The sequence below is a fragment of the Burkholderia sp. Ac-20353 genome (assembly GCF_017104785.1).
GTDB lineage: Bacteria > Pseudomonadota > Gammaproteobacteria > Burkholderiales > Burkholderiaceae > Burkholderia.
On record NZ_JAAGPL010000347.1, the window covers coordinates 1 to 4,436 of the forward strand.

A 4,436-nucleotide genomic window follows, 5' to 3' on the forward strand; every position below is an offset into this window, starting at 1 on the left:
CGCTCCACGCGGCCGGGCCCGTCAGGCGGCGCGGCGCGATCGGCCGCATGCGCCGGCCGTGCGCATAGCGCTGGCGGCGGCGCCCGTAGCGTTCGAGCGCGATCATGCCGACGACGATCGCGAGCATCGCGAGCGCGATCTGCGCGGCGCCGGCGAGATCGGAGCGCGTGATCCACGTCGTGTAGACGGATACCGTCAGCGTCTGCACGCCGAGAAACTCGGACGCGCCGATGTCGTTCAGCGTCTCGAGCAGCGCAAGGCTCGCGCCGACCGCGATCGCGGGCCGCGCGAGCGGCACGACGACACGCCAGAACGTCGCGACACGTCCCGCGCCGAGCGTGCGCGCGGCTTCGAGCAGGCTCGCGGACTGCGTGACGAACATCGCGCGCGTGCTCAGGTACACGTACGGATACAGCACGAAGCCGAGCACGAAGATCGCGCCGGGCAGCGAGCGCAGGTCGGGCAGCCGGAACTGGCGCGGGCTGTCGAAGCCGAGCAGCCAGCGGATCGCGCCCTGCACGGGGCCGATCGGGTGCAGCAGGTCGAGATACGCGAACGCGACGATGTAGGTCGGCACCGCGAGCGGCAGCAGCAGCGCCCACGTCAGCGCGCGGCGCCCCGGGAAGTCGTACGCGGTGACGAGCCACGCGCAGCCGGTGCCGACGACCGTGACGATCGCGCCGACGCCCGCGAGCAGCAGCAGCGTGTTCGCGAGCGCCTGCGGCAGCACGAATTCGGCGAGGTGACGCCAGTGCGCGAAATCGGTGTCGAGCGCGGCGCCGATCAGCGTCGCGAGCGGCGCCGCGACCGCCGCGGCGATCACGAGCGCCGCGACGAGCCAGATGCCACCCTTCACGCGCGGCGCTCGCCGCAGGCGGCGTGCGGGCGCGAACGACGCGTTGGTCGGGGCAGTCGGGCCGGTTGCGTCAGTTGCGTCAGTTGTCAAAGCCGACCTTGTCGACGAGCTGGCTTGCCTGCTTGCGGTACTTCGCGATCTCCGCGAGCGGCAGCGGATCGACCTTCAGCGGGCCGAAGCTCGCGACGACCGGGTCGAGTTTCACGTTCGCGCGCACCGGATATTCGTAGTTCGCCTGCGCGTATAGCGTCTGTGCGTCCGGCGACACGAGGTATTCGAGCAGCTTCACCGCGTTCGCCTTGTGCGGCGCGTGCTTCGCAACCGCCGCACCGCTGATGTTCACGTGCGTGCCACCGCTCTTTTCGTTCGCGAAGGTCGGCCGCACGACCTTGATCGCGTCGCCCCATTTGCGCGCGTCGGTGCCCGGTTCGGCGTTCTTCATGTGGCCGACGTAGTAAGCGTTCGCGAGGCCGACGTCGCAGATACCGCCGAGGATGTCGCGCGCGACGTCGCGGTCGCCGCCGGTCGCCTTGCGCGCGAGGTTGGCCTTCACGCCGCGCAGCCACTTCTCGGTCGCGGCTTCGCCGTCGTGCGCGATCATCGCGGCGACGAGCGCGGTGTTGTACGGATGCTGGCCCGAGCGGATGCACACCTTGCCTTTCCATTTCGGATCGGCGAGATCCTCGTAGCGGAACGCGTCGACCTTCAGGTCCTTCTCGACGTACAGCACGCGGTCGCGCAGTGACAGCGCGTACCAGTCGCCCTGCGCGCCGCGCAGGTTCGCGGGAATTGCGTCGTCGAGCGCCTTCGAGCGCACCGGCTGCGTGAGACCGCCGTCGACGAGATCGAGCAGGTTGCCGATGTCGACCGTCATCAGCACGTCGGCCGGCGACTGGCCACCTTCCGCCTTCACGCGTTCGAGCAGGCCGTCCTTCACGAACACGGTGTTGACCTTGACGCCGCTCTGTTTCGTGAACGCGTCGATGAGCGGCTGGATCAGCTTCGGCTCGCGGGTGGTGTACAGGCTGACTTCGTCGGCTGCATGGGCGAGCGGCGCGAACGCGGCGGCGGACACGGCGAGGGCGCTGACGAGCGGAAGCAGGCGGGTGCGCGAAGGCGACATGGGGGCTCCGATGAGGCAGGCGGACGAACGGGCGTTCCGGGACGCGCCTGCCGCTCGAGCAACCCGGAGCATTACAGAATGAAAGACTCTGGATTTTAGATCGAAATGGGAATGGTTATCAAATGAAAGCTTGCGGCGAGCGCTGGCGGGCGTGTGCGGAAGGGGGAAGGAGAGCGAACGGAGAGTTTCGGCAAGGTGCGCACAAGCGCGTAAAATGCGTGCTTCGATGAATTTGACGGAGCAGGGCCGCACCATGAACGATCAGCGCAAGAAGAATCCTGTACGCAACGTGGGCATCCTGATCGTCGTGGCCGTGTCGATCGTGATCGGGACGATCCTGTACAACGCGATCTCCGAGAAGCGCGCGTACGACGAGGCCCATCCGGCCGAAGCAACGAGCGCGTCGACCGCGCACTGACGTCGCGGCGGCGGACGCGCGGGGGCGCGTCGGACGGCTGGATCGGCGGATAGCTGGATCGCCGGGCCGTCGGATTGCCGAACCGCCGAATCACCAAAAAACAACGCGAATCCGGCCGGGAGCGGCGGGATTCGCGTGCCCGGGACGGTGCGCCCGGCCCGGGAGGGAAGCGACGCGCAGGCACCGGAGCCGGTGCCGCGCGGATGCGTCAACGTGACGCAGGTGCGAACTTCGGGCGGATCCGGATGAAGAAGACGGCCGCGAGCAGCACGAGCCACGCGGCGCCGACATACAGCGCGATGCGCGTGTCGTCGAACCAGCCGAGCATCACGATCACGAAGCCCATGAACGCGATCGTCAGCGCCGGCGCGACCGGCCACAGCGGCACCTTGAACTTCAGCGCCGCGACTTCGGCGGCCGGCAGGCGCCGGCGCATCGCGACCTGCGACAGCAGGATCATCAGCCACACCCACACCGTCGCGAACGTCGCGATCGCCGCGACCACCAGGAACACGTCCTTCGGCATCAGGTAGTTCAGCAGCACGCCGACGAACAGCGCGCCGGCCATCACGAGCACCGTGACCCACGGCACGCCGTGCCGCGACGTCGACATCAGCACGCGCGGCGCCTGGCCTTGCTGCGCCATCCCGAACATCATGCGACCCGCGCCGAAGATGTCGCTGTTGATCGCCGAGATCGCCGCGCTGATCACGACGAGGTTGAGGATCGTCGCGGCCGATTTCACGCCGAGCGCGGAGAAGATCTGCACGAACGGGCTGCCGTCGTTGCCGACACCCGTCCACGGGCTGATCGACATCAGCACGATCATCGTCAGCACGTAGAACAGCAGGATCCGCGCGGGCACCGCGTTGATCGCGCGCGGGATCACGCGCTCGGGGTCCTTCGCCTCGCCGGCGCTCATCCCGATCACCTCGATGCCGCCATAAGCGAAGATCACGACCGACAGCGACGCGATCAGCCCGCCGATGCCGTTCGGCAGGAAGCCGCCGTGGTTCCACAGGTTCGCGAGCGACGGCGCGTCGGCCGCGTGGCCGAGATGCATGCCGGTCGCGAGGATCGCGACGCCGCCGCCGATCATCGCGACGATCGCGCCGACCTTGATGATCGACAGCCAGAACTCGAGCTCGCCGAACACCTTCACGTGGCACAGGTTCAGCCCGCAGATCACCGTCACGACGCCGAGCACCCAGATCCACTGCGGCACGCCCGGAAACCAGAAGCCCATGTAGATGCCGAACGCGGTGATGTCCGCGATCGCGACGATCACCATTTCCAGCGTGTAGGTCCAGCCGGTGACGAAGCCCGCGAACGGGCCGAGGTTCTCGGTCGCGTAATGGCCGAACGAACCGGCGACGGGCTCGCGCACGGCCATTTCGCCGAGCGCGCGCATCACCATGTAGACGGCTGCACCGCCGAGGATGTAGGCGAGGATCACCGCCGGGCCCGCGAGCTGGATCGCGGACGCCGAGCCGTAGAACAGGCCGGTGCCGATCGCCGAGCCCAGCGCGAGAAAGCGGATGTGCCGCGCGCTCAGGTGGCGCTGCAAGTTCTTCATCGAGTCTCCGATATGGTTATTGCGGTGGACCGGGCGAGCGGGGCCGGTCCGGTCGGATCGAAGTTGTCTATACAACTTGAAATCGGACGAATGATATCAAGCGACGCGTGTCGTGCGGAATCAGGGAATCCCTGACTGGCGCAATGCGCGGAAGCGGCAAGGGCAAGCGGGGCGGCGGCTTGCCGCCCGGTGCGATGCATGGTTGCGGTCCGTCGGAGCAGGGGCGCGGGGGCAAGCGGGCCCCCGCAGGCCCCTGCAGCGTTATGCGGGCAAGCGGATCACGCTCGCATCCTTGCGGATCAGCAGCGACGACGCGAGCATCTGCTTGCACTGGTGCGCGAGCACCTTCAGGTCGTGCGTGCGCTCGGCGCTCACCGAGCCGGACTGCTCGGCGGCGACGACCATCGCGTCGAGATCGCGCGTGATCTGTTTGGTCGCCTCGAGCTGGTGCGCGGGCGGCGGC

General features: G+C 68.2%; 4 protein-coding genes and 1 pseudogene. 1 reads left to right on the forward strand and 4 read right to left on the reverse strand.

The annotated features are described in order from the left end of the window. Both G3N94_RS39685 and G3N94_RS39690 read right to left on the reverse strand, forming a co-directional pair. On the reverse strand, positions 1-874 hold an 874-nt coding region (locus tag G3N94_RS39685; protein WP_205799653.1), incomplete at its 3' end, for an ABC transporter permease subunit. A 61-nt stretch (positions 875-935) separates the two neighbouring features. Then, positions 936-1,979 (reverse strand): Fe(3+) ABC transporter substrate-binding protein, encoded by a 1,044-nt coding sequence (locus tag G3N94_RS39690; protein ID WP_205799651.1) that lies wholly within the window; start codon positions 1,977-1,979, stop codon positions 936-938. 253 nt (positions 1,980-2,232) lie between these two features. On the opposite strand from G3N94_RS39690, the gene G3N94_RS39695 reads away from it, so the two are divergent. Further along, positions 2,233-2,397: a hypothetical protein gene (locus tag G3N94_RS39695; RefSeq protein WP_185732203.1), complete on the forward strand. Its 165-nt coding sequence runs from the start codon at positions 2,233-2,235 to the stop codon at positions 2,395-2,397. 208 nt (positions 2,398-2,605) lie between these two features. Here G3N94_RS39695 and G3N94_RS39700 read toward each other — a convergent pair whose 3' ends face one another. Continuing rightward, positions 2,606-3,973 (reverse strand): amino acid permease, encoded by a 1,368-nt coding sequence (locus G3N94_RS39700; RefSeq protein ID WP_205799652.1) that lies wholly within the window; start codon positions 3,971-3,973, stop codon positions 2,606-2,608. 261 nt (positions 3,974-4,234) lie between these two features. Next, a pseudogene (locus tag G3N94_RS39705) lies at positions 4,235-4,436 on the reverse strand (hypothetical protein); the annotation flags it as partial.